The sequence below is a fragment of the Pseudarthrobacter sp. AL07 genome, assembly GCF_029960665.1.
GTDB lineage: Bacteria > Actinomycetota > Actinomycetes > Actinomycetales > Micrococcaceae > Arthrobacter.
Genome location: NZ_JASBRB010000006.1, coordinates 99,539 through 121,822, shown reverse-complemented (window position 1 = coordinate 121,822; position 22,284 = coordinate 99,539). Strand labels below are relative to the sequence as shown.

Annotated in this window: 19 protein-coding genes; 10 read left to right on the top strand and 9 right to left on the bottom strand. The window is 65.9% G+C overall.

The genetic code is table 11. From position 1 onward, the window contains the following. Window positions 1-19: 19 nt before the first annotated feature. Genes QK290_RS08110 through QK290_RS08100 form a run of 3 tightly spaced genes read left to right on the top strand, consistent with a single transcriptional unit; the run spans window position 20 to window position 1,664 of the window. A complete protein-coding gene (locus QK290_RS08110) occupies window positions 20-175 on the top strand; it encodes a DUF4177 domain-containing protein (RefSeq protein WP_099093395.1) in 156 nt (51 codons plus the stop codon). Window positions 176-177: 2 nt separating this feature from the next. Beyond that, window positions 178-735 (top strand): RidA family protein, encoded by a 558-nt coding sequence (locus tag QK290_RS08105; protein WP_282330174.1) that lies wholly within the window; start codon window positions 178-180, stop codon window positions 733-735. A 17-nt stretch (window positions 736-752) separates the two neighbouring features. Continuing rightward, the gene (locus QK290_RS08100) at window positions 753-1,664 is read left to right on the top strand and encodes an NUDIX hydrolase (RefSeq protein WP_282330173.1); all 912 of its coding nucleotides are present in this window, start codon (window positions 753-755) and stop codon (window positions 1,662-1,664) included. A gap of 156 nt (window positions 1,665-1,820) precedes the next feature. On the opposite strand, the gene QK290_RS08095 is transcribed toward QK290_RS08100, so the two are convergent. Further along, window positions 1,821-2,498 carry a Crp/Fnr family transcriptional regulator gene (locus tag QK290_RS08095; protein ID WP_131135058.1) on the bottom strand — a complete coding sequence of 226 codons (678 nt, stop codon included), beginning with the start codon at window positions 2,496-2,498 and terminating at the stop codon, window positions 1,821-1,823. A gap of 264 nt (window positions 2,499-2,762) precedes the next feature. On the opposite strand from QK290_RS08095, the gene QK290_RS08090 reads away from it, so the two are divergent. After that, window positions 2,763-3,947 carry a MarP family serine protease gene (locus QK290_RS08090; protein ID WP_282330172.1) on the top strand — a complete coding sequence of 395 codons (1,185 nt, stop codon included), beginning with the start codon at window positions 2,763-2,765 and terminating at the stop codon, window positions 3,945-3,947. 30 nt (window positions 3,948-3,977) lie between these two features. Here QK290_RS08090 and aroQ read toward each other — a convergent pair whose 3' ends face one another. The 5 genes from aroQ to QK290_RS08065 all read right to left on the bottom strand — a co-directional run bounded on the left by aroQ (window position 3,978) and on the right by QK290_RS08065 (window position 10,179). Then, window positions 3,978-4,451 carry a type II 3-dehydroquinate dehydratase gene (gene aroQ / locus QK290_RS08085; protein ID WP_282330171.1) on the bottom strand — a complete coding sequence of 158 codons (474 nt, stop codon included), beginning with the start codon at window positions 4,449-4,451 and terminating at the stop codon, window positions 3,978-3,980. Between the two features lie 124 nt (window positions 4,452-4,575). Next, a complete protein-coding gene (locus QK290_RS08080; RefSeq protein ID WP_282330170.1) occupies window positions 4,576-6,774 on the bottom strand; it encodes an alpha-galactosidase in 2,199 nt (732 codons plus the stop codon). A 95-nt stretch (window positions 6,775-6,869) separates the two neighbouring features. Then, window positions 6,870-8,210: a sugar ABC transporter substrate-binding protein gene (locus QK290_RS08075; RefSeq protein WP_282330169.1), complete on the bottom strand. Its 1,341-nt coding sequence runs from the start codon at window positions 8,208-8,210 to the stop codon at window positions 6,870-6,872. Between the two features lie 45 nt (window positions 8,211-8,255). Next, a complete protein-coding gene (locus QK290_RS08070; RefSeq protein WP_282330168.1) occupies window positions 8,256-9,203 on the bottom strand; it encodes a carbohydrate ABC transporter permease in 948 nt (315 codons plus the stop codon). A gap of 10 nt (window positions 9,204-9,213) precedes the next feature. Further along, complete coding sequence (locus tag QK290_RS08065) at window positions 9,214-10,179, bottom strand: sugar ABC transporter permease (protein ID WP_282330167.1); 966 nt, start codon at window positions 10,177-10,179, stop codon at window positions 9,214-9,216. Window positions 10,180-10,391: 212 nt separating this feature from the next. Between QK290_RS08065 and QK290_RS08060 the strand changes: the two genes are divergently transcribed. Both QK290_RS08060 and QK290_RS08055 read left to right on the top strand, forming a co-directional pair. Continuing rightward, window positions 10,392-11,591, top strand: coding sequence for a Gfo/Idh/MocA family oxidoreductase (locus QK290_RS08060; protein ID WP_282330165.1), 1,200 nt, complete (start codon window positions 10,392-10,394; stop codon window positions 11,589-11,591). Window positions 11,592-11,608: 17 nt separating this feature from the next. After that, on the top strand, window positions 11,609-12,628 hold the full coding sequence (locus QK290_RS08055) for a LacI family DNA-binding transcriptional regulator (protein ID WP_282330164.1): 1,020 nt from the start codon (window positions 11,609-11,611) through the stop codon (window positions 12,626-12,628). A 1-nt stretch (window position 12,629) separates the two neighbouring features. On the opposite strand, the gene QK290_RS08050 is transcribed toward QK290_RS08055, so the two are convergent. Together QK290_RS08050 and acs are read right to left on the bottom strand one after the other, a co-directional pair. Then, window positions 12,630-13,433: a DeoR/GlpR family DNA-binding transcription regulator gene (locus QK290_RS08050; RefSeq protein ID WP_282330163.1), complete on the bottom strand. Its 804-nt coding sequence runs from the start codon at window positions 13,431-13,433 to the stop codon at window positions 12,630-12,632. Between the two features lie 220 nt (window positions 13,434-13,653). After that, window positions 13,654-15,663 carry an acetate--CoA ligase gene (gene acs, locus QK290_RS08045; RefSeq protein WP_282330162.1) on the bottom strand — a complete coding sequence of 670 codons (2,010 nt, stop codon included), beginning with the start codon at window positions 15,661-15,663 and terminating at the stop codon, window positions 13,654-13,656. A 405-nt stretch (window positions 15,664-16,068) separates the two neighbouring features. Here acs and QK290_RS08040 point away from each other — a divergent pair, with 405 nt between their 5' ends. From QK290_RS08040 to QK290_RS08030, 3 genes are read left to right on the top strand one after another with little or no spacing between them, the layout of a single operon-like run. Next, window positions 16,069-17,340: a hypothetical protein gene (locus QK290_RS08040; protein ID WP_282330161.1), complete on the top strand. Its 1,272-nt coding sequence runs from the start codon at window positions 16,069-16,071 to the stop codon at window positions 17,338-17,340. A gap of 8 nt (window positions 17,341-17,348) precedes the next feature. Then, the gene (gene nth, locus QK290_RS08035; protein WP_282330160.1) at window positions 17,349-18,173 is read left to right on the top strand and encodes an endonuclease III; all 825 of its coding nucleotides are present in this window, start codon (window positions 17,349-17,351) and stop codon (window positions 18,171-18,173) included. Beyond that, window positions 18,170-18,847 carry a CoA pyrophosphatase gene (locus tag QK290_RS08030; protein WP_282330159.1) on the top strand — a complete coding sequence of 226 codons (678 nt, stop codon included), beginning with the start codon at window positions 18,170-18,172 and terminating at the stop codon, window positions 18,845-18,847. The genes nth and QK290_RS08030 overlap by 4 nt, the downstream gene beginning before the upstream one ends. Before the next feature lie 214 nt (window positions 18,848-19,061). Here the strand turns inward: QK290_RS08030 and QK290_RS08025 are convergent, their stop codons facing one another. Beyond that, the gene (locus QK290_RS08025) at window positions 19,062-20,774 is read right to left on the bottom strand and encodes a bifunctional 3'-5' exonuclease/DNA polymerase (RefSeq protein ID WP_282330158.1); all 1,713 of its coding nucleotides are present in this window, start codon (window positions 20,772-20,774) and stop codon (window positions 19,062-19,064) included. A 234-nt stretch (window positions 20,775-21,008) separates the two neighbouring features. Here QK290_RS08025 and ssd point away from each other — a divergent pair, with 234 nt between their 5' ends. Beyond that, the gene (gene ssd / locus QK290_RS08020) at window positions 21,009-22,250 is read left to right on the top strand and encodes a septum site-determining protein Ssd (protein ID WP_348994449.1); all 1,242 of its coding nucleotides are present in this window, start codon (window positions 21,009-21,011) and stop codon (window positions 22,248-22,250) included. The last annotated feature ends 34 nt before the right edge of the window (window positions 22,251-22,284 follow it).

Sequence of the window (22,284 nt, the reverse complement as noted above, 5' to 3'; positions counted from 1 at the left end):
AACGACTAGTCTTTCTCTCATGACCAAATGGGAGTACGCCACGATTCCGCTCATTATTCACGCCACCAAGCAGATCCTGGATCAGTGGGGAGAGGACGGCTGGGAGCTCGTCCAGGTAATCACCGGACCTGACGGCAACGGCCTGGTTGCCTACCTGAAGAGGGAGAAGCAGTAGCCATGAGCACCCCCGCAGAGACCACGTCCGGCCCTGTATCCACGCCGGAAAACGCGTCTGAATCAGCGCCGGTTTCCGCCGTCGAGCAGCGCCTCGCCGAGCTGGGACTGACCCTCCCCGAGGTGGCCGCGCCCGTAGCCGCCTACGTCCCGGCCGTCATCACCGGCAGCCATGTTTACACCTCCGGTCAGCTGCCGTTTATCAATGGCAAACTCGAGGCAACCGGCAAAGTTTCCACCGGCACGGAAGGCCACTCCGACGAGCCCACCGTGTCCCCGGAGGACGCCAAGGCCTACGCCGCTGTTTGCGCCATCAACGCGCTGGCGGCCATTAAGAGCGTCATCGGCGATCTGGACCGCATCACCCGCATCGTCAAGGTGGTGGGCTTCGTGTCCTCTGATCCGGCCTTCACCGGACAGCCCGGCGTCATCAACGGTGCGTCCGAACTCCTCGGCCAGGTCTTCGGTGACGCAGGCAGGCACGCCCGCTCCGCCGTCGGCGTGTCGGTCCTTCCGCTCGACTCTCCCGTAGAGGTCGAACTGATCGCTGAATTCAGCTAAGGACCCGGTTTACTCAATTGCCGCACCTCGCCCGACGCTTGTTTGCCCTTCCTCCGGATCTTGAAGGGGCTGCCCAAAGCTGGCTCGAACACGGCGAGCGGACCCCGCGTGCCGCCCGCTACGCATCCTCCGTGGTGCTGCTGCTTGACTCGCCCACCGGCCTGGAGACGTGGTTGGGTTATCGGCCCGGCTCCTCGCCGTTGGGCGTACTTGCCTTCCCCGGAGGTTCCCTGGAGGCGTCCGACGACGACGCCGTCGGCTGGCTGGGCCCCTCACCCCAGCATTGGGCCGAGCAGATGGGGACGAACGACGTCGGGCTGGCGCGCCGCCACGTGGTGGGCGCCATCCGAGAACTGTTTGAGGAAACCGGCGTGCTGCTCGCCGGGCCGGACATGTCCACCACGGTTGAAGGCACCTCAACCCACGACTGGATGCGTGAACGCGTGGCGGTCGCCGACCAGGAGAAGACCTTCACGGAGGTGCTCGCCAAGCGGGGACTCTCGCTGCGGACCGACCTCCTGAAGCCGCTCGTCAACTGGCGCAGCCCCGACTTCGCGCACCGCCGCTTCGACACCCGCTATTTCGCCGCCACTGTCCCCATGAACCAGCAGCCCAGCTTGCTGCAGGGCAAAGGCGTCTGGGGCCGCTGGGTGTGCGCCACACAGGCCATCGCCGCGCGCAGCACCAACGCACTGGGCGATGAAGTAGGCCAGGAGAACACTGTGGGTCTCAGGCTTGGCCAGCTCCTGGTGCCGGGCTCGGAGATCATGCTCGAGAAGATGGCCGCTGCGAACGGCTGCATCGCCTACCTCAGCTACAAGCGCAAACCCCACGTGTATCAGGCGCGGCTCGTCGACGAAGAGGGCACCCTGATGCTCGAAGTCGAGGCCGCCAAAACCGTAGCCGGAGACCCCCAGCGCGAGCGCTAGCTCCGCGGACCGAAAACGGAAATCCTCTGCGTGCTGCTCCTTCGTCGCTCTGGCGCACGCTGCCGGATCCCCATTTCCGATCCGCTTTGGGCACCAACGCAGAAGGCCGGCTCCGATTCTTCGGGCCGGCCTTCTGCATGCGGAGCTTTTGAACATTTAGCGGGAGCGCTGGCGCAGGCGCTGCATGTCCAGGATCACTACGGCGCGGGCTTCGAGGCGGAGCCAGCCGCGCTGGACGAACTCCGCCAGAGCCTTGTTGACAGTCTCGCGGGAGGCGCCTACCAGCTGGGCCAGTTCTTCCTGCGTGAGCTCGTGGGCTACCAGGACGCCGTCCGTTGCGGGGCGGCCGAAGCGATCGGCCAGATCCAGCAGGGCCTTGGCCACGCGGCCGGGGACGTCGGAGAACACCAGGTCCGAGAGCGAATCGTTGGTGCGGCGCAGGCGGCGGGCCAGAGCCTGCAGCAGCTGCGCCGAAACCTCGGGGCGCGTCCGCAGCAGGGTGTTGAGGCTTTCGTTCTTCAGGCCCGCGAGGCGGGTTTCGGAGACTGCCGTGGCCGTGGCCGTGCGCGGGCTGGGGTCAAAGAGGGCCATTTCGCCGAACAATTCACCCGGGCCCAGGATGGCGAGCAGGGACTCCCTGCCATCGGGGGACGTGCGGCCCAGCTTCACCTTGCCGGAGACGATGAAGTAGAGCTGGTCGCCCTGGTCGCCCTCGCGGAATACCGAGGCACCGCGGGAGAGGTCCACCTCGGTCAGCTCGTCGGTCAGCAGGCGGAATGCTTCGTCGTCGAGCGTGGCAAATAGGGGTGCTCGGCGCAGTACCTCGATGTCCATGAAATCTCCTGAATAAAAAGTGTCGGCTGTGGCGCTTTTGCCATTGTTTCAGAATTTTCAAGCTTCTGTGACGTACTTGGCAGCGGAAACGCCGCTGACAGTGACTAATGCGGGCACGATCCGGTGTCCGGCCCCGCCGGGGGTGTGATGTTTACGACCGAACGTGGGGCGAACCCGGCCCGCAGGGGCGGGCGACTGGCGCCCGCAGAACAATGTCAGCTTGCGCCACTAGAATTGGGGTTCAACCGTATTAGAGGAGCGTCAGTGTTTGGTTTGACCGTTCTGGACCTGGCGCTGATCCTGGCCCTGCTGTCTTACCTGATCTATGGCCTGCGCAACGGCTTCCTGGTCACGCTCGGCGGTATCGCAGGCTTCGCCGCGGGCGCTGTGGCCGCATTCTTTGCCGTTCCGCTGGTCAGCGGCTTCGTGGATGACTCCGGCTGGAGACTGACCGCCATCGTGGCCGCCGCCGTCGTACTCATGGCCCTGGGCCACGGCCTCGGGACCATGATCGGGCGCACAATCCGCGGCGCCGTGCGGATCAAGCCGCTGCGCGCGGTGGACCGGCTGGTGGGCGGGGCCGTCAACGTCGTGGTTTCGGCGCTGGTGATGTCCATGCTCGCCTTCAGCGTCAGCGCCCTGGGCGTTCCGTTAGTGTCGCAGCAACTGGCCGAGTCCAAAGTCATCCGGTACATCGATGGGCTGACGCCTGTTCCGTTGAAGACCACCATGGCGCAGCTGAGGTCCACGGTGATCGGCAACGGAATTCCCACGCTGCTGGAAGGCCTGGACCACGGGCAGCCAGTAGCGGTGCCCAATGCCAGTACCGATACGCCGGCGCTGAACCTGGCCGCGCGGTCAGTCCTGAAAATTGCCGGTACCGCCTACCAATGCGGCCAGAACCAGACCGGCACCGGTTTTGTGGTATCCCCGGGCCGGGTTGTGACCAACGCCCATGTTGTGGCGGGCGTGTCGCAGCCGGTGGTTGAAATTCCCGACGGCGGCGCGATGCCCGGGCGGGTGGTGTACTTCGACACCCGGCACGACCTCGCCGTCCTGGCCGTGGAGGGATTGCCTTCGGAGCCGCTCACATTGACGTCCGACCTTCCGAACGGCAGCCCGGCCGCCTTCGCGGGGTATCCGCACGGCGGTCCGTTCCAGTCCAAACCCGCCACGGTTCAGGACATTACGTCAGTTCGGGTCCCTGATATCTACGGCGAAAACCCTGCCCCTTCGGCGATCTACCGGCTGGCCGGCGATGTCCAGCCCGGTAACTCGGGCGGGCCGCTGCTGACCATGGAGGGACTGGTGGCCGGCGTCATTTTCGCCAAGGCAACCTCGGGCACCGAAATGGGATTCGCCATCACCATGGATGACCTGTTCCCGGTCGCGTCCCAGGCCGCAAGCCTCAGCGCACCCGTCTCCTCCGGGCAGTGCATCCAGAAATAGCCATGGCGGCCTGAGCCAGCCGGCGCCCGGTTACAGCGTTTCGGCGAGGTAGTCGATGGCCAGCTTGTAGCCGAATACCCCGGCGCCCACGATCACCGCGGCGCAGACCGGGGACAGGAACGAGTGGTGCCTGAATTCTTCACGCTGGTGCACGTTGGTGATGTGGACCTCGACTGCGGGCAGCTGCACTGCCGCTACGGCGTCGCGCAGGGCCATGGACGTGTGGGTGAAGGCGCCTGCGTTAAGCACAATCCCGACGGCGGTGCCACGGGCTGCGTGGATGACGTCCAGAAGCACACCCTCATGGTTGGACTGGACGCATTCCACCGTGAAACCGTGGGCCTGCGCCGTGCTGGCTGCCAGTTGCTCCACGTCCGCGAGGGTGGAGGTACCGTACTTCTCCGGCTCACGGGTGCCCAGCAGGTTGAGGTTGGGGCCGTTGATCACGAGGATGGTGCCGCGTCCGGCAGCGGAGGCGGAGTCAGGGGAGGAAACGTCAGTCATGGCTCCAATCTACCCGTCGGATTCTGCACCATCATTCGGCGCGGGCCCGCCCACGTCGCCGGATTTCCGGGGGCCATGGACAGCGGCAGGTGAATGATGGTGCAGAATCCGTCGCAAGGGGACTCTAGAGTGCCGTGAACCTCAGGACGAGGGCGTGTTCCGGGTTGAGGATGGGCATGGGCAGGCCCACTTGGGCGAGGAATTGGCCGCTGGCCACTGCGCCGTCTGCTAGCCAGGCCGGGGGCTGGACCTGGGTGAAGGTGTGGGCGTAGTCAGCATCGGCCGGGGCCGGGAAGATGGCTTCTGCCTGGTAGTCCCGGTCCGGGTCCAGCCCGGGGATGGCGATCCGTCCGGGTTGTTCCGCGAAGGCGGTGCGTGTGCTGACCAGGGCGAACAGTGCCGCCGTCGAACCTTTACCCAGGTCTGCACCGCTGTCGGCCACCACGCCGTGGAGCATGAGCGAGTCATCAGCGAGGTCAGCGCGGACCATGCGCCCTGAGTGGATCAGGGCGCGGTGTTCCTTGTAGAGGGCGATGAAGCGTTTGAGTTCCTGGCGCTCGGCGCCCTGGACGCTGCGGACATCCCATTCCATGCCGAAGTGGCCGAACAGGGCGGTGATGGCGCGGAAGGACAGGTCGTGCGTGCGCGCCGTGGTGTGCGAGGCGGTGGGTCCGATGTGTCCGCCTACCAGCTCGGGCGGGACCACCAGCCCGGTCCAGCGCTGGATGGTCTGGCGTTCAAGCGCGTCGTTGCAGTCCGAGGCCCAGATGCGGTCGGTGCGTTCCAGGATGCCCAGGTCCACCCGGGCGCCGCCGGAGGAGCAGCTCTCAATCTCGACGCCGGGGTGGGCCTTGCGGAGTTTGTCAAAGAGCCGGTAGGTGGCCAGGGTCTGTTCGTGGACCGAGGAGCGGCCTGCGTGGCCGTGCTCCAGCAGGTCCCGGTTCTGGTCCCACTTGAGGTAGCTGATGTTGTTCTCCCGCAGCAGTGCATCCACGCGGTCATAGATGTACTGCCACGCGTCAGGGTTCACGAGGTCGATCACATGCTGGTTCCGCCATTCAAGCGGCAGCCGGCCGCCGTCCTTGTAGCTCTGGACGGACGGACCAACAATCCATTCGGGGTGTGCGCGGACAATGTCGGAGTCCAGGTTGACCATTTCGGGTTCCACCCAGAGCCCGAATTCCATCCCGCGCGAGGTTACGGCGTCGATCAGGGGTGTGAGGCCGTCGGGCCAGAGGGTTTCGTCGACGTACCAGTCGCCCAGGCCGGCGTGGTCGTCGCGGCGGCCGCGGAACCAGCCGTCATCGAGGACAAAGCGTTCCACGCCGAGTTCGGCGGCGGAGTCGGCCAGTTCGATCAGGGTGGACAGGTTGTGATTGAAGTAGACCGCTTCCCAGACATTGAGCACCACGGGGCGCGGCTTGCCGGCGGGCAGGCCGGTGGCGGCTGCGGGGAGCACGTGGTGGGGGCGGGACCGGAACCAGCTGTAGAACGCTTCGCTGATGCCGTCCAGGCCGTGGTCCGAGTACGCGGCGAAGAGCGCCGGTGTGGTGTAGCTGGCGCCGGGTGCGAGGATGACCTCGGCCGGGCCCAGAAGTTCGGAGCCGCCGATCATGGTGCGGCCGTCGCCAATGCTGTCGGCGAACTGTTCGTGGTTGCCGCTCCAGGCCAGGTGTGTGGCCCAGACTTTCCCGTGGCGGTTGCCGAATCCGGCGGTGCCGGCGGCGAAGAGGAGTGAGGAGTCGTGTCCGGTGCGGCCGTGCCGGCCGGTGCGGACCCAGGTGCCCTGCTGGATGGGGCGGCGCTGCGGGTGGCGTTCCCGGCACCAGCGCCCGGTCAGGTCAAGGAGTTCGACGGCGTCGGGCGCCACCGGGAGGACGGTGGCCAGTTCGTCGAGCTGGTAGGGCGTGGCGCCGTCGTTGGTGAGGGTGTGGCGCAGCTCCAGCAGGCCGCCGTCGTGCAGTGTCAATGCGGACGAGACGGTGAGGCCGGCGTCGGAATCAGTCTGGACGATCACCGCGGAAGTCCCCTCGGCACCGGCGCTCACGACGCGGAGGCGGGATGAGAAGTCAAGGCCGGAGACGCCGTCGGCGATGCGGTGGCCGCGGAGGGCGGGACGGCCGCGCCAGCTGGACGATGCCTGCGGCAGGAGGCCGGCGGGCACGTTGGCGTCGATGGCAGAGTGCGGGATCGGTTCGCCGAGGATGGCGAGGTCCGGCAGGGTGCTGCCAAGATCCGCGCCCCAATGGATGACCTCGGCCTCCCCGTTGTCGAAGCTCATCACCAGACTGGTGCCGGCGGAACGGAGATGCAGGGGGTCCATAAATACTGTCCTTCTAAGGGTGGGAGTGATAAAAAAACCAGGCTGTGCGCCGCGGAACGCAATGCCCGCGGCGCACAGCCGGTCAAGCTTCTGGCCTACTTGAAGAGGGCGTTGACCTGTTCGTTGGCGTCGCTGAGGGAGCTGACCGGCTTCTTGCCGGAGAGGACTGCGTCCATGGCCGGCTTCATGATGCCCTCGACCTTGGCCGCTTTGTCCGCGATCGGGAGGAGGAACGTGGTGTCGTCCGTGACATGGGTGGTGAAGGCGGTGACGTCAATACCCTTGGCCGCGAACGCCTTGGCGGCGAGCTCGGAGGAGGAAGTGATGGCGGGAAAAACGACTGCTTTAGCCGCCACGACGTCCTGGCATTTTGCCGAGGCGAGGTATTCGACCCATTTGATCGAGGCTGCCGGGCTCTTGGTTCCGGCCCAGATGGAGTCGGCCAGGCCGTTGAACATGGACGCGCGCTTGCCGTCCGGTCCCTTGGGTGTGGGGGCGATGCCTGTTTCCACTCCCTTGTAGCTGGTGTACTGCCCGATCATCCAGGAGCCGTTGGTGTTGATGGCGGCCTTGCCTGCCCCGAAGTTATCAGTCACGCTGGCACCCACGGTGGTTTCGAGCTTGGGCATGTAGCCCTTGTCCACAAGCCCGGTCCACCAGGCAATGGTTTCCTGGAACTTGGGGTCGTTGTAGTTGAAGTCCTTGCCCCACGGGTTCTTGTCGGTGTGGGTCCAGCCCATGGTGGCGCTGAGGAAGCTCCACTGGGTCTGTCCGGTGCCGGCGCCTGAGTTTTCCAGGCCCAATCCATAGACCGCGACGTTGTTCTTATCGAAGCCGGCCTCGTCGCCGCGGACACCGTTCTTGTCCACGGTCAGGTGCGCGATGGCCTTTTCGTAGCTGCCGCCGTCCTGCGGGTTCCAGTCGAGGCCCTTGAGCTGCTCTTCCGTGTAGCCGGCATCAGCGACGAGCTTCTTGTTGTAGAACATCGCGACGGTGTCCCAGTCCTTGGGCAGACCGTAGCGTTTGCCGTCTTCGGTGACCCACAGATCGGTCAGGCCCTTGTTGTAGATGTCCAGGTCGAGGTTGTCGTTCTTGACGGCGTCGTCGAGGGCCAGGAGCTGCTTCTTGGCGGCAAACTCGGGGTATTTGGCCAGGTGGTCGGTGAAAACATCAGGGGCGGTGCCGGCGACGAAGCCGTTGGTCAGGGTGGTCCAGTAATCGTCCCAGCCGCGCTGGGTGACCTTGACCTTGATGTCCGGGTTGGCCTTGGTGAAGTCGTCGGCGCACTGCTGGTAGGCAGGGAGCTGGTTGGCGTCCCAGAGCCAGTAGTTGATCTCGCCTTTGGCCTCGGTGGAGGTCGTGGCGGGTGCGCCGCAGGCGGACAGGGACAGGGCGATGGCAGCAGCAGCAGCGGCGATGCCAAGGGTTTTCTTCATGGTGGACCTTTCGAGTGTGTTACGGGGGAGGAATGAAGTCAGGGGTTATTTGATGCCGGAGAAGCCGATGGAGTTCACTACTTTCTTGCCGAAGGCGATGAAGAGGATCAGGACGGGCAGGGCGGCGATGAGGGTTGCGGCCATCAGGCCGGACCAGTCGGGGGCGCCTTGGGGGGACTGGGATTTGAAGACGCCCAGGCCGACGGTGAGGACCCGGACGGACTCGTCCTGGCCTACGAGCAGTGGCCAGAAGTATTCGTTCCAGGTGCCGATGAAGGTCAGCAGCGCCAGAGTGGCCATGGGGGCGCCGGCGTTGGGCAACACGATCTTGAAGAAGATGCGGAACTTGCTGGCGCCGTCGAGCATGGCGGCTTCCTCCACTTCCCGGGACATGCTCATGAAGAACTGGCGCAGGAAGAAGATCGCGAACGGGGTCATGAACAGGAACGGCAGGATGATGCCGGCGTAGGTGTTCAGGAGTCCGAGGTTCTTGATCATCAGGAAATTGGGCAGCGCGGTGAAGATCGGCGGGACCATCATGGTGGCCAGGAACAGTGCGAAGACTTTTTCCCGGCCGGGCCAGCGCAGCCGGGAAAAGGCGTAGGCGGCCATGGAGCTGAAGAACACCTGTCCGGCGGTGACCAGGGTGGAGACGATGATGGAGCTGCGCAGGTACCACCAGAAGTTGATGGCCGCACCGGAGCCGCCTTCGGCGATGGCTTCTTCGGGGGTTTGCAGGCCCAGGACGCGCTTGAAGGCGCCCCAGCTGAAGTCGGCCGGCAGGAGGTTGCCGGCGTTCGCGGCGAGGGAATGGTTACTGGAGAGGGCGGTGCGGAGCATCCACAGGAACGGGGCAATGGTGACGATCAGTGCGATGGTCACCAGAGTCCAGGCCCCGGCGCGTCGCCAGTTGAACGGCTTGCGGGGCTTGATAATGATGGCGGTGCGGGCGGGGGCGGCAGGGTCGCGGCGGGACGGAGTCGAAGTGGTCATGGCGGGGTCCTTAGTCCAGATCCGATTCATTGCCCTTGAGGAACTTCATCTGAACGAAGGCGACCAGGGCGAGGATGACGAAGAGAATGACAGAGAGTGCGGAGGCGTACCCGAAGTCCGACTCGGTGAAGGCCTTTTGGTAGATGTACATCTGGATGACGCGGGAGGCGTTGATGGGGCCGCCGGCGGTGGTGACGGCCACGGTGTCGAAGACCTGGAAGGAACCGATGACGGTGACCACCAGGACGAGTACCAGCACCGGGCGCAGCAGCGGCATGGTGATTGACCAGAACGTCCGGGTAGGCGATGCCCCGTCCAGGGAAGCGACTTCGTAGACGTGGCTGGGGATCGACTGCAGTCCGGCGAAGATCAGCAGGGCGGTGTAGCCCATGTGGCGCCACACGTTGACGAATGCAATGGTGGGAATGGCCCATTGCTCGCTGCCGAAGAACGCGATCCGGGGGCCGCCCAGCCAGCTGATGATTTCGTTCACGATGCCCAGCTGGTAGTCGAGCATCCAGAACCAGAGGAGGGCGACAATCACGTTGGCCACCAGGAACGGCAGCAGCAGCGCTCCCCGGATGAACGTGGACTTCGCGACCCGGTGCATCAGCAGCGCCAGGCCCAGGGCAATGACGGTCTGGAAACCGATGTTCAGCGCCACGTACTGCAGGGTCACGCTCATGGCGTTCCAGAACAGTTCGTCAGCGAAAATCGCGGTGTAGTTCTTGATGCCGATCCAGGTGGGATCGCCCAGGATGCTGTACTCGGTAAAGCTGAGGTAGACACCCCGGATTGTGGGGATCAGGAAAAACGCCACGAACCCGATCATCGCCGGGAAGATAAACACCATCGCGATCCTCAGATCGCCCATCCGGTGCGTGCGGCTCTTCTTCCGGGTACTCCCGGTGTTTCCTGTCTTGGACCGTGCTGCCCGGCCTGCCGGGTCCCGCTGCTGCTTGGTAAGGGTGGTCATCTTCGACCCTTTCCTGACTGTGATGTGGGTAACAACTGAGAAAAATCTACACGAGTAGATTAATGCTGGCAAGTGTTGGATTTCTTGTTGCATTTGAAAGTATTTATCCAGTCGCTAGGCCGTTGACTCGAGTAGATTCGAGTGAAACACTGGGAAGCCTGAAGGACAGCGCTTGCCCGGCGCTCCCGCACATCATCTAGGGAAGGCAAACAATGACGTTTTCAATCGGCGTAGTAGGAGTTGGCCAGTTCGGCGGCCAGTTCGCGCACCTCTTCAATCTCCACCCCGGGGTCAGTGCCGTCTATGTGGTGGATGAAGTTTCACTGCGTGCAGCCGAGGCCGCGGACCGCCTGCACCTCGCTGGTGTGAAGGCGAGTTTTAATGAACTCTTAGAATCCGACGTCGGCGCCGTGGCCATCTTCACCCAGCGCTGGACACACGGACCGCTGGTGGAGCAGGCACTCCGCGCCGGAAAGCACGTCTACTCAGCCGTCCCCATGGCCATTTCCGAGGAAGAGATCGCCCGCATCATCGATGCCGTGCGCGAGACCGGAAAGGTCTACATGATGGGGGAGACCAGCTATTACAACCCGGCCACCGTCTATGCGCGCAAACAGCACGCCGCCGGCCGCTTCGGGAGGATCTTTTACAGCGAAGGCGACTACGTCCACGACATGGACCTGGGCTTCTACGACGCCTACCAGTACAGCGGCGGTGCCCGCTGGAAGGAGACCGCCAGTTACCCGCCGATGCTGTACCCGACGCACGCGGTGGGCGGCGTGCTCGGCGCCGTCCCGGCCCACGCGGTCAGCGTCAGCTGCGTCGGAGTCAAGGATGACCGCAATGATGGCGTCTTCGACAAAGAGGTCAGCATGTTCGGCAACGACTTCTCCAACGCCACCGCCCTTTTTGAACTCAACGACGGCGGCGTTATGCGCACCAACGAGATGCGCCGCGTGGGCTACCCCTCACACATCAGGGAGTCCCGCTTTCGGTTCTTCGGGACGGAGGCCAGCTTCGAACAGCTCGCAAAAGTCTCCGTCTGGCAGGACAAGGAAAACGTCCACGACATTTCCGAGCAGCTGGAATCACGCCCCAGCATGTCCCTCGATGACCCGTCGCTGGCTAACGTTGCGCCGGAACTGAGGGACGCCTTCGTCTCCGGGCTCTCGCCTGTCCATGACGCTGATCGGCTGCCGGAGGAGTTCCGCGGCGCACCGAACGGGCACGAGGGAAGCCACCACTTCCTGGTGGATGACTTCGTGACAGCGGTCAACGCCGGCACGCAGCCGCCGGTCAACGCCTGGGTTGCCGCCCGGTTCACGCTGCCCGGCATTGTGGCGCACCAGTCCGCCCTCCGCAGCGGGGAACGGCTGCCCATCCGCGACTTCGGCGACGCCCCGGGGATCTGATAGCTAGCATGTACACCATGACGACTCCCACAGTGCAGGCCCCGCGTGGCCCGGTGACCCGCAAGGACGTTGCCCGGTACGCGGGCGTCAGCACTGCCGTCGTCAGTTATGTAGTGAATGGCGGGCCCAAGAAGGTGGCTCCGGCCACAGAGGCGAAGGTCCAGGATGCGATCCGGGTCCTGGATTACCGGCCCAACGCGGCGGCCAGGGCCCTCAAATTGGGATCCAGCGAGACACTTGGGCTGATCGTGCCCGACAACTCGAACCCTTTCTTCTCGCTCCTCGCGCATGCTGTGGAGGACGCGGCGGCCGAGCGGGGCTACGCGCTGCTGCTGACCAACTCCGACGGCAACATAGCCAAGGAACGCCGGAACGTCAGGAACCTGGCAGCGCGGCAGGTGGACGGCGTACTACTCGCCAGCGTCCTGTTCCAGCCGGACCTGGAAGACCTCGAGAAGGCCGATATTCCGTGGGTCCTGCTCAACCAGGACCGTGAGGTGGCGGGCGTCAACAGCATCGGTGTGGACCTCCTGGCCGGGGCACAGATCGCCGTGGAGCACCTCCTGGGGCACGGTCATACCAACGTCGGCCTGGCCATGGGCACCAACGTGGGGAATGACGTTGACGGGCGCGAACTCGGTTGGCTGAAGGCGCTTGCGGAGGCTGGCCTCCCTGAGGGGCCGATCGCACGCAGCCCCTTCACTCGGTCCGGTGGCTACGAAGCGGGCAAACGGCTCCTGGCCGCTTCGAATCGGCCCACGGCGATTTTCGCGAGCTCGGACATGCAGGCGGTCGGCATCATCCGCGCGCTCCATGAGGCAGGTGTCGCAGTCCCCGGAGAGATCGCGGTGACCTCCTTCGACGGCTCCGCCGAGGCGGAGTACACGTGGCCGGCGCTGACCACCGTGGATCAGCCGGTCCGGGAGATGGCCGCGGCCGCCGTCGAAGGCATCCTGGCTGCGCGTCGCAAGGCCGCGCCGCAGCAGCAGATGTTCCCCACGAAGCTCCACGTCCGCCAGTCCTGCGGCTGCCCCTGAATCAAGGGCTTTTGGTTCGCTGTCCCGCGATCCGGACTTTGCCCACGCGCTGGCCGAGGATGCGGTGGGCTTCTGGGCCCAGTCCGGCGTCGCTGATGACCTCATCGGCCGCGTCCAAGGGGGCGATGGTGCTGATGCCCAGCAGCCCCCACTTGGTGTGATCGGCCAGGACTACGGTTTTCCGGGTGGCGGCGACGAACGCCCGGTCAGTCTCCGCCTCCAACAGGTTGGGCGTGGTGAAGCCGGCGTCGGCGTCCATACCGTGCACACCCATGAACAGCACGTCCAGGTGCAGCTGCTTCAACGCGGCCGTCGCGATGGGACCTACCAAAGCGTCCGACGGCGTCCGCTCGCCGCCGATCAGGATCACGGTTGATGGGAAGCGGGCAGCGCCGCCGGAGGCAGCGTGGTGGAAGAGGTCAGCGATGCGCACGGAATTGGTGACCACCGTGATCCGCGGACCGTTCACCAGCTCCTTGGCGAGGGCCCAGGTGGTGGTTCCGGCACTAAGACCAACGGCCATGCCCTCATACACCAGGCCGGCAGCCTCCAGTGCGATGGCCCGCTTCTCCGCGGTCAGCTGGGTGGACTTAAGTTCGAAGCCTGGCTCATGCGTGCTGACATCGCCGGGGAGCTTGGCACCGCCGTGGATACGCTCCAGCCTGCCGCCTGCCTCCAGAAGCTCGATATCCCGGCGGACGGTCATCAGGGAAACGCCCAACTGCTGGGCGAGGTCCGAAACCCGCACCACACGCTCGCGCTGGACGGCATCCACAATGACCTGGTGTCGTGCAGCAGGGAGCATCGAGGCAGGATCCTTCAGTCAGGCGACAGGGGTACTCACAGTCTAGGGGTGCCGTCGCTGACGAATGGGAGTCATCCTCCGCGCGCTGCTCGTTCCTCGCTTTGACGCGCGCTTCCGGATAACCCCCATTCGTCAGCCTGTCAGCTCGCCAGCGTGGTCGGGGACCCCTGGCGGCGTGTGCTTGGGCGGGCTACCTTCCGGATGGCTGCCCCGCCTTTTCTTATTTTTTAAGTGACGCCGCGATCTGCTGCATCACTGTGGTGTCGGCCAAGGTGGTGGCGTCACCGGATTCGCGGCCCTCGGCGATGTCCTTGAGGAGGCGGCGGACGATCTTGCCGGAGCGGGTTTTGGGCAGTTCCGGTACCACGAGGATGGTTTTGGGTTTGGCGATGGGCCCGATTTCCTTGCCCACGTGGTTGCGGAGTTCCTGAACGATGGCGTCGCCGGTGTCCACGGCGTCGCCGCGCAGGATGACAAACGCGACGACGGCCTGGCCGGTGGTTTCGTCCGCGGCGCCCACAACGGCGGCTTCGGCCACGGAGGGGTGGGACACCAGGGCGGATTCGATCTCGGTGGTGGAGAGCCGGTGCCCGGAGATGTTCATAACGTCATCCACGCGGCCCAGGAGCCAGATGTCGCCGTCTTCGTCCTTCTTGGCGCCGTCGCCGGCGAAGTACATGCCTTCGAAGCGGGACCAGTAGGTCTCCTTGAACCGCTCGGGGTCGCCCCAGATGCCGCGGAGCATGGCGGGCCAGGGTTCCCGGATCACCAGGAAGCCGCCGTGTCCGTCCGGCACGGATTCGCCCTTCTCATCGACGACGTCCACCGCGATGCCGGGCAGCGGGACCTGGGCGGAGCCGGGCTTCGTGGCAGTGACGCCGGGCAGCGGGGCGATCATCTGGGCGCCGGTTTCGGTCTGCCACCAAGTGTCAACGATCGGTGCCTTGTTGCCGCCGATGACATCGCGGTACCACATCCAGGCCTCGGGATTGATGGATTCGCCCACGGAACCAAGGACCCGGAGGGAGGACAGGTCGTACTTGTCCGGGATCTCCCGTCCCCACTTCATAAACGTACGGATGGCCGTGGGGGCGGTGTACAGGATGGAGACCTTGTACTTCTCGATGATCTCCCACCAGCGGCCCTGGTGCGGGGAATCAGGGGTGCCTTCGTACATCACCTGGGTGGCGCCGTTGATGAGCGGCGCGTAGGCGACGTACGAGTGGCCGGTGACCCAGCCGACGTCGGCCGTGCACCAGTACACATCCGTTTCAGGGTGCAGGTCGAAGACAGCCTTATGGGTGTAGGCGCCCTGGGTGAGGTAGCCGCCGGTGGTGTGCAGGATGCCCTTGGGCTTGCCCGTGGTGCCGGAGGTGTACAGGATGAACAGCGGGTGCTCGGAGTCGTGGCCTACGGCCTTGTGCTCCGGGGAGGCCAGCTCCACGGTGTCCGCCCACCAGTGGTCCCTGCTTTCGTGCCAGTCCACGTTCTGGCCGTTGCGCTTGACCACCACAACGTTCTGAACCGTGTGCCCGTCGACTGCGAGGGCCTCGTCCACGGCGGTCTTGAGCGCGCTGGGCTTGCCGCGGCGGTAGGTACCGTCCGCGGTGACAACCAGCTTGGCCTCGGCGTCCTCGATCCGGGAGCGCAGGGCGTCTGCGGAGAACCCGCCGAACACCACGGAGTGCACTGCGCCGATGCGGGCGCAGGCCAGCAGCGTGATGACGGCCTCCGGGATCATGGGCAGGTAGACGGCAACCCGGTCACCCTTGCCAACGCCGAGGGACTCGAAGGCGTTCGCGGCCTTCTTGACCTCTTCGGTGAGCTGGGCGTACGTGTAGGTGCGGGTATCCCCGGGTTCACCCTCGAAATAGATGGCCACCCGGTCGCCGAGGCCGTTCTCCACATGGCGGTCAAGCGCGTTGTACGCGGCGTTGACCTCGCCGCCCACGAACCATTTGGCGAACGGCGGGTTGGACCAGTCCAATGCCTCGTCGAAGTCTTTGCTCCAGGTAAGCAGCTCGCGGGCCTGCTTCGCCCAGAAAGCCGGGCGTCCGGCGTCGGCCTCTGCGTAATCAGCGGCGGTGACAACGGCGTCGGCGGCGAATTCGGGGCTGGGGGCGAAAGTGCGGTTTTCGTGCAGCAGGTTTTCAAAGGCATCGCCCTGCTGGTCTGCCCTCACGGAAGCCGCGGGGGCGGTGGCCGTGGAGCCGGGAGTGTCGTGAGACATGGTCAACCTCATCATTCATCGGTCTTTTAAGCGGCTGCCGTCGCCGGCCGTGCTCCGTCGCTTGCGCGGCATCGGGCAGCGGCCGATCACGGACATTCCGCAAAGAGCTGTTCCGGAGTCAAGCCTAATACGCGCCGGGGCCATGATGTGTTCGCTGTCACAGAGGCGCCCGCGAACGGCGTTTATTTAGCGGTGAATGGTTAATGGACCCTGCGAACCGGCGGCCCACCGCTGCGGATCGGCTAGTGATCGGCCATGCGGTTGACTAGGCTGAGATTGAATTGTGAGTTTCCACGGAGTTGTCGGATCCGGTGCTTCACTGCCGGGCCTGGCCGTTACCGCCGTTTCGGATGGCACAGTTTTGGGACATAACCGTCCCGGTGCCGCCACGCTAAGGAGTACAGAATGAACCAGCAACGCTTCGGCCAGAAATTTGGCCGCGCAACCGGGGCGCAGGCTGGGACCACCCCGGAGGAGGGCTCAGCGAAGGGCGCGCAGAAGCCGGCCAGTGCCAAGCCGGGCACCACCAACCAGGCCGTGCTGGGTCCATTCACACTGCGGGACCTGGCCGTTTTCGCCGCGACCGTCATTCTGCTGGTGGCCTCGCTGCTGCCTATTTTCTTCGGCCGGTTTAATCTCTGGAACGCAGGCAGCCTGTTCTTCCTGGGCGTCGGCCTTGTGTTGCCGCTGATTGTCTCGGCACTCTTTGTTGGACGCCGGCTCGCTCCCGCGACAAGAGTCCGCATCGGCTCGCTGTCCGTTGACCAGTTCGCGTCTGTGGTGGCTGCCTTTGCGCTGGCGTTCTTCTTCGTGTCTGCGGCCGCGGCCTATGTTCCCAGCCTGTTGGTGGGCTTGGTCGGTTCGGTGGTGCTGTTCGCGGGGACCGTCCTGAGCCGGCATATCCCTTACTTCGCCGGTGACTTTCTGGGGCGCGACGAATCACCGGCCCATGTGATGGCCCGCGACTCGGCTGTGCCGTTGCCCAGGCCGCACACGCCCAAGGAACCCAAGCCTGAGGCCTCGCCCGTCCCGGCAGCTTCCGCGGCTTCCGCCACCCCTGCCGCTTCGGCTGGGGCCTTCTCCTCCCCGGCTGCGCCAGCGGCCGTCTCCTCCGCCCCGGAAGTTCAGAAGTGGACCGCCACCGGCGACCCCGGCCCTGCAACCCAGGCCGCCGACGTCGTGCCTTCCCCAACAGCGACGAACGCCTCAATGGCACCCGTCGTTGAGGAGACCACTGCGGGTGACACCCCGACGGCGGCTGCGGCTCCAGTTGAATCTGCGCCGACTGCTGCTACGGCCGCGTCCGCCGCCGCTGCCCCTGAAGCGGCGGTTCACGACGCCGGCGCGGGTGTCCCTGCCCCGGCTCGCCAAGCTGCCGCGGAACCTGCGGCGACGGCCGTGCATCAGCAGGTGCGCAGCGTGGAGCCCATCGGCGCCACCGTGGATCCGGCTTCCAGGCCGGAAGAATCGTACGAAGAGCCTGCGCAGGAGGCATTCTGGTTTGCCGTGGCCCAGCACCGTACAGCGGTGGACCCCCAGACCGGCGCCCCCGCCTTTGTGATTGAACCGGGTGGCTGGGTACTGGCCTTGGAAGACCGCGGCCACGAATTCCTGGTCCAGCACACCGACGGCCGCGTGGGCGTGCTGCGCGACCTCAGCAACATCGAGCGCGGCTAACCAGGCCCGTGGCCCCCTCCCGTAGACCCGGATCCGGCCCGGCTGCATCAGCCCCGGAGTCTTTGCTGGCGTTGAAGCGCCGGGCGCGACGGATCAACAAGGCCTTGGCGGAGAAGTACCCGTATGCCCATGCTGAGCTGGATTTCCGGAACCCATTCGAACTGGTGGTGGCCACGGTCCTGTCGGCCCAGACCACCGATGTGCTGGTCAACCAGGTCACCAGGATCCTGTTTGCACGCTACCCGGACGCCCGGGCAATGTCCGAGGCTGATCCCAACGAGCTCGAAGCGATCCTGCAGCCCACCGGCTTCTTCCGGGCCAAAACGAAGAACGTGATGGCGCTGAGCACGCGCCTGGTGGACGAGTACGACGGCGTGGTCCCCGGCCGGCTGGAGGACCTCGTGACGCTGCCGGGAGTGGGGCGCAAAACCGCCAACGTGGTGCTGGGCAATGCCTTCGGTATCCCCGGGATCACCGTGGACACGCACTTCGGCCGGCTCGCACGGCGCTTCGGCTGGACCACCTCCGAAGACCCGGTGCAAATCGAATTCGACGTTGCTGGACTGTTTGAGCCGAAGGACTGGACCATGCTCTCGCACCGTGTGGTGTTCCACGGGCGGCGGGCGTGCCACTCACGGAAGCCTGCCTGCGGCGCATGTCCGGTAGCGAACTGGTGCCCCAGCTACGGGTTGGGCGAGACTGACCCCGCCAAGGCCGCCAAGCTCCTTAAATACGAACTGGCGCCCGGGAACGAACTTCTCCTGGACCGGTTGCTGGCCGAAACGCACCGCGCCGCTGAAATCCGGATGGAATCACAGAGGCGGCTCCCATGAGCGCACGCCAGGACCTGATCGACCTGGTGCTCAGATCGGACAGCGGCGACGTCACCGCTCCGAACACTGCCTGGGCGGCCCTGACCGTGGATGAAGCCCTAGCCCGCAAGGCGGCAGTCCTGATGCTTTTCGGTGTACTGGACGACGTTCCGGCCGCCTCTGGCAGACCCCTGGCCGCGGCGGATCTTGATGTCCTGCTGCTGGAACGCGCGCACACCCTGGATTCCCATCCCGGCCAGGTTGCCTTTCCCGGTGGCACCATTGACGCCGACGAAACCCCCGTAGCCGCTGCCCTGCGCGAAGCCGAAGAGGAGACCGGGCTGGACACCGCAGGGGTGGAGGTTCTGGGAACGTTGCAGGAGCTTGGGCTGGCCCGCAGCAACTTCCTGGTGACGCCGGTGCTCGGCTGGTGGGCGGCGCCGTCGCCGGTGCAGGTGGTTGACTACGCCGAATCCGCCCAGGTTTTCCGGATCCCCGTCCGGGACCTGCTGGACCCGGCCAACCGGGTGACAGCCACGGTCAGCCGCGATGGCAGGACGTTCAGCAGCCCCGCGTTCGCGGTCAGCGGTGTGCTGGTCTGGGGCTTCACCGGGATCATTCTGGATGGCCTCTTTGAGCAGCTGGGCTGGGCGGTGCCGTGGGACCGGACCATGCTGCACGAGGTGGTTTTCTAGCACCGGGCTTAGCTGGTGGTGACTGGTTGCTGCCGAAGATCAACAACAATGCCCGTGGCCGCGTTTTCACGCAAGGCCTTGATGCCGTCCTTCAGGGCACCGAGATGCTTGAAGTCGTCTGTTTCAGTCGATCTTCTGATGTAACCTCGGTCACAGAAGTTCCGACCAGCTACTCCCGGGTAGGTTTCTTTGGGCTACGCAGTGGGGCCAAGTGCTACTTTGCGTTGTCGTATGAGTCCACCACGGCCAGGCTGACGGGGAATTCCACCGGGATGGGGCCGAACAGCAGTTCCTTCGCGGCGACGGCAGCTTCCTCGATGGCCCGGATGCAGGCCTGGACGCCGGCCTCGGGAGCGTGCACCATCACCTCGTCATGCAGGAAAAACACCAACTCCGCCTGAACGGAACCGTCGTCACGCAGGGCCCGCAGCCGCCGTCGTAATTCCGCCAGCCAGCACGCCGCCCAGTCAGCGGCGGATCCCTGCACCACAAAGTTGCGCGTGAAGCGGCCGCGGGAACGGGCAATCGATTCCGCGCGGCGCTGCTCCTCGACCGTGGCCGACTGCTGGCTCCGGAACCACCCTTCCGACGGCGGCGGGCTGCTCCGGCCAAGCCTGGTGGTCACGGTGCCGCCGGCCGCGCCGTCCCGCGCCGCCTGCTCCACAAAGCCAACGGCGCGCGGGTAGGTCCGTGCCAGCTGTGGCATCAGGCGCCCGGATTCGCCGGTGGTGGCGCCATAGATGGCGCCCAGGAGGGCGATTTTCGCATTGGCGCGGTCGCCACCGAATCCCTGGGCGGCGATGCCTGCGTACAGGTCCTTGTCGCGCGCCGCTTCAGCCATTTTGGAGTCCTGCGCCAGCGCCACCAGCACCCGGGGTTCCAGTTGGGAGGCGTCCGCGACGATGAGTTTGTGGCCGGGATTCGCATGGACCGCGCCACGGATCTGGCGCGGGATCTGCAGGGCCCCGCCGCCCCGTGACGCCCAACGCCCGGACACGACGCCGCCCACCACATACTCGGGCTGGAAACGGCCGTTGGCCACCCACGCGTCCAGCCAGGCCCAGCCGTTGGCAGTGTGCAGGCGGGACAGTTTCTTGTAGGCGAGAAGCGGTGCAATGGCAGGGTGGCTGGACTCCATCAGCTCCCACTGCCGGGTGCTTTTCACCTCGATGCCGTTGCGGTGCAGGGCGCGCATCAGCTCTTGCGGCGAGTCCGGGTTCAGTCCGGGCGAGTTGAGCAGTCCCCGAAGCTGGGTGTTCAGGGCCTCCAGCTTCGCGGGGCGGTGACCAGACGGAGGGCGCGGCCCGAGGTAATCGGCCAGGATCTGCTCGTGCAGGTCCTCCCGCCAGGGAACACCGGTGTGCTGCATCTCGGCGGCGATCATGGCGCCAGCGGATTCGGCAGCCAGCAGCAGCTGGAGCCGCTTCCGCTTGTTTTCGTCCGGAGCCGCATCGGCCAGGGCTGCCTGCTGCGCGGCGTATTCCGCGCGGAGCTCCGCCAGTCCTTGCCGTGGGGCAGAATGGCGTACGTCGTCAAAGAGGGCCCCTTGGTCCGCTGACGGGGGCGGCGGCTGCAGGACGCGGGGCAGCGCCTGGGGATCGTCGAGGGGTTCCTTTTCGGCGTTCCGGGCGTACTCCGTGTGGGCGGTGAACTGTGAGTACGCCAGGATATTGCCGCACAAACCTAGGTCATAGCAGCGCTCCAGCTCGACGCCGGCCGCCAGCAGCGCGGGGTACCAGTCCTGGGTCCGCTTCCAGATCCAGCGGGGCGGCGCCTCGCGGGGACGGTTCTCCAGTTGGCGTACGACGCCGGCCAGCTCGCTTGCGCTGATCAGGCGCGGTTCGGGGCGGTCTGGGTGCGGATTGCCCGCCTGGGTGACCTGTTGGAGGGCTGCGCCGTGGGCGTGGGCGGCGAGCAGCAGATACATAGGTCTAATTCTGCCCTGTGGCGGGGGCTCTGTACGCCGTGGCGGACCGGCAGAAGGAAGTTGGCCGCACCGAAGCGGCACAGGTCCGCAAGGCGAGGCAGGCCGGTCTGCCAGGTCCGGTCCGGGTGTTCGGGGGGCCGGTCTGCCAGGTCCGGTCCGGGTGTTCGGGGGAGTTGTCCACATACGGCGGCATGCCCCTGTTTCCCTCACCTGAGGGCGGTGGAGAGTGGCTGCATGAGCAGGCACCAGCTATCTCCACCCCCTTCCGAGCGGTCTTCCACCCAGCTGTCCCGCGCCCGGCCCTCACCTTCCCCCGGATCTGACTCCGTTGGTTCCCAGTCCCGTGATTCCAGGTCAGGTGCTTCCACGTCCCGTGCGCCTACCTCGGGACGGGCCGCGGGAGCCTGGCTGCCGGACCCCGCTGGTGCCGAGGTGCTCCTGGTCACCAGCTACGACTTCCTGCAGGGCGAAGTGGAACGGATCGTGGCTGCCGCCGGCGGCCAGTTGCGGGTGGTGGCGGACGTGGCTGAAGCCGCCAAATACTGGGACGCCGCGGCCGCCGTGTTGGTCGGGAGCGATGTCCGTGAGCTGCCGCCGCGGCGACGTGCCCCTGCCGTGTTGGTGGGCCTGAGCGGGGAGGGGGACAGCCTCTGGCACCTGGCTACAGCCCTCGGAGCGGAGCGGGTGGCGGTACTGCCGGATGCCTCGGCCTGGCTGGCCGAGTACCTGAGCCGGTCTCGGTCGCCCGAAGCGGGAGGACTCGTCCTCGGGATAACAGGGGGCTGCGGCGGTGCCGGGGCCACTACCGCGGCAATCTGGATCGCCCAGGCGGCGGCCGGGCTGGGTGTGCGTGTATTGCTCGTTGACGGAGACCCGTGGGGCGGCGGCCTGGAACTGGCGCTGGCGGCTGAGGAGACGCAGGGGCTGCGCTGGCCTGATCTGTCCGAAGCGAGCGGAAGCATAGATCCCGACCAGCTGGCCGATTCACTGCCGGTCGCCGGCGGGTTTTCTTTCCTGTCCTGGCCCGGCAGCCGCGACCGCCAGACGCCGGTGGATGCCGCCACCACAGGCGGTGTCCTGGATGCGGCCCGGCGGGGCTATGAACTGGTGGTGGTGGACATCGGTCGGAGCGCCGAAACCGTGCGGATGTTTGCCTGGGACTGTGACCGCATGCTGGTGGTTGTGCCGGCGCAGCTGAAGGCTGCGGTGGCCACGGCCCGGCTGCTGCACGAACTTCCGCCGGTCGAGGCGGCCCTCCTGGTTCGGGGAAAGGCGGGCGCCGCGCTGGATGGCGGACTGATTGCGGACGCCGTCGGACTGCCGGTTCACGGCCGGGTTCCGGAGCTGCGTGGCGTTACGGCGGCCGGGGAAAACGGACGGCTCCTGGACGTGGGCAAACGGCGGAGCGTCAGGCATTTCGCCGCCTCAGTGCTCGATCTTCTGGACGGCGACATCCCCGTCGGAGACCTGCCGTGAGCGAGCGGCAGCCAGTCCCGCCGCCGTCGCCCCA

What these genes read in the sequence shown, in the direction of transcription:
- QK290_RS08110 (WP_099093395.1), top strand. Translation starts at nt 20, where the DNA reads ATGACCAAATGGGAGTACGCCACGATTCCGCTCATTATTCACGCCACC.
- QK290_RS08070 (WP_282330168.1), bottom strand. Translation starts at nt 9,203, where the DNA reads ATGACCACTTCGACTCCGTCCCGCCGCGACCCTGCCGCCCCCGCCCGC.
- QK290_RS08075 (WP_282330169.1), bottom strand. Translation starts at nt 8,210, where the DNA reads ATGAAGAAAACCCTTGGCATCGCCGCTGCTGCTGCTGCCATCGCCCTG.
- acs (WP_282330162.1), bottom strand. Translation starts at nt 15,663, where the DNA reads ATGTCTCACGACACTCCCGGCTCCACGGCCACCGCCCCCGCGGCTTCC.
- QK290_RS08030 (WP_282330159.1), top strand. Translation starts at nt 18,170, where the DNA reads ATGAGCGCACGCCAGGACCTGATCGACCTGGTGCTCAGATCGGACAGC.
- QK290_RS08105 (WP_282330174.1), top strand. Translation starts at nt 178, where the DNA reads ATGAGCACCCCCGCAGAGACCACGTCCGGCCCTGTATCCACGCCGGAA.
- QK290_RS08055 (WP_282330164.1), top strand. Translation starts at nt 11,609, where the DNA reads ATGACGACTCCCACAGTGCAGGCCCCGCGTGGCCCGGTGACCCGCAAG.
- QK290_RS08080 (WP_282330170.1), bottom strand. Translation starts at nt 6,774, where the DNA reads ATGGACCCCCTGCATCTCCGTTCCGCCGGCACCAGTCTGGTGATGAGC.
- QK290_RS08060 (WP_282330165.1), top strand. Translation starts at nt 10,392, where the DNA reads ATGACGTTTTCAATCGGCGTAGTAGGAGTTGGCCAGTTCGGCGGCCAG.
- QK290_RS08025 (WP_282330158.1), bottom strand. Translation starts at nt 20,774, where the DNA reads ATGTATCTGCTGCTCGCCGCCCACGCCCACGGCGCAGCCCTCCAACAG.
- QK290_RS08050 (WP_282330163.1), bottom strand. Translation starts at nt 13,433, where the DNA reads ATGCTCCCTGCTGCACGACACCAGGTCATTGTGGATGCCGTCCAGCGC.
- QK290_RS08040 (WP_282330161.1), top strand. Translation starts at nt 16,069, where the DNA reads ATGAACCAGCAACGCTTCGGCCAGAAATTTGGCCGCGCAACCGGGGCG.
- QK290_RS08095 (WP_131135058.1), bottom strand. Translation starts at nt 2,498, where the DNA reads ATGGACATCGAGGTACTGCGCCGAGCACCCCTATTTGCCACGCTCGAC.
- QK290_RS08065 (WP_282330167.1), bottom strand. Translation starts at nt 10,179, where the DNA reads ATGACCACCCTTACCAAGCAGCAGCGGGACCCGGCAGGCCGGGCAGCA.
- ssd (WP_348994449.1), top strand. Translation starts at nt 21,009, where the DNA reads ATGAGCAGGCACCAGCTATCTCCACCCCCTTCCGAGCGGTCTTCCACC.
- aroQ (WP_282330171.1), bottom strand. Translation starts at nt 4,451, where the DNA reads ATGACTGACGTTTCCTCCCCTGACTCCGCCTCCGCTGCCGGACGCGGC.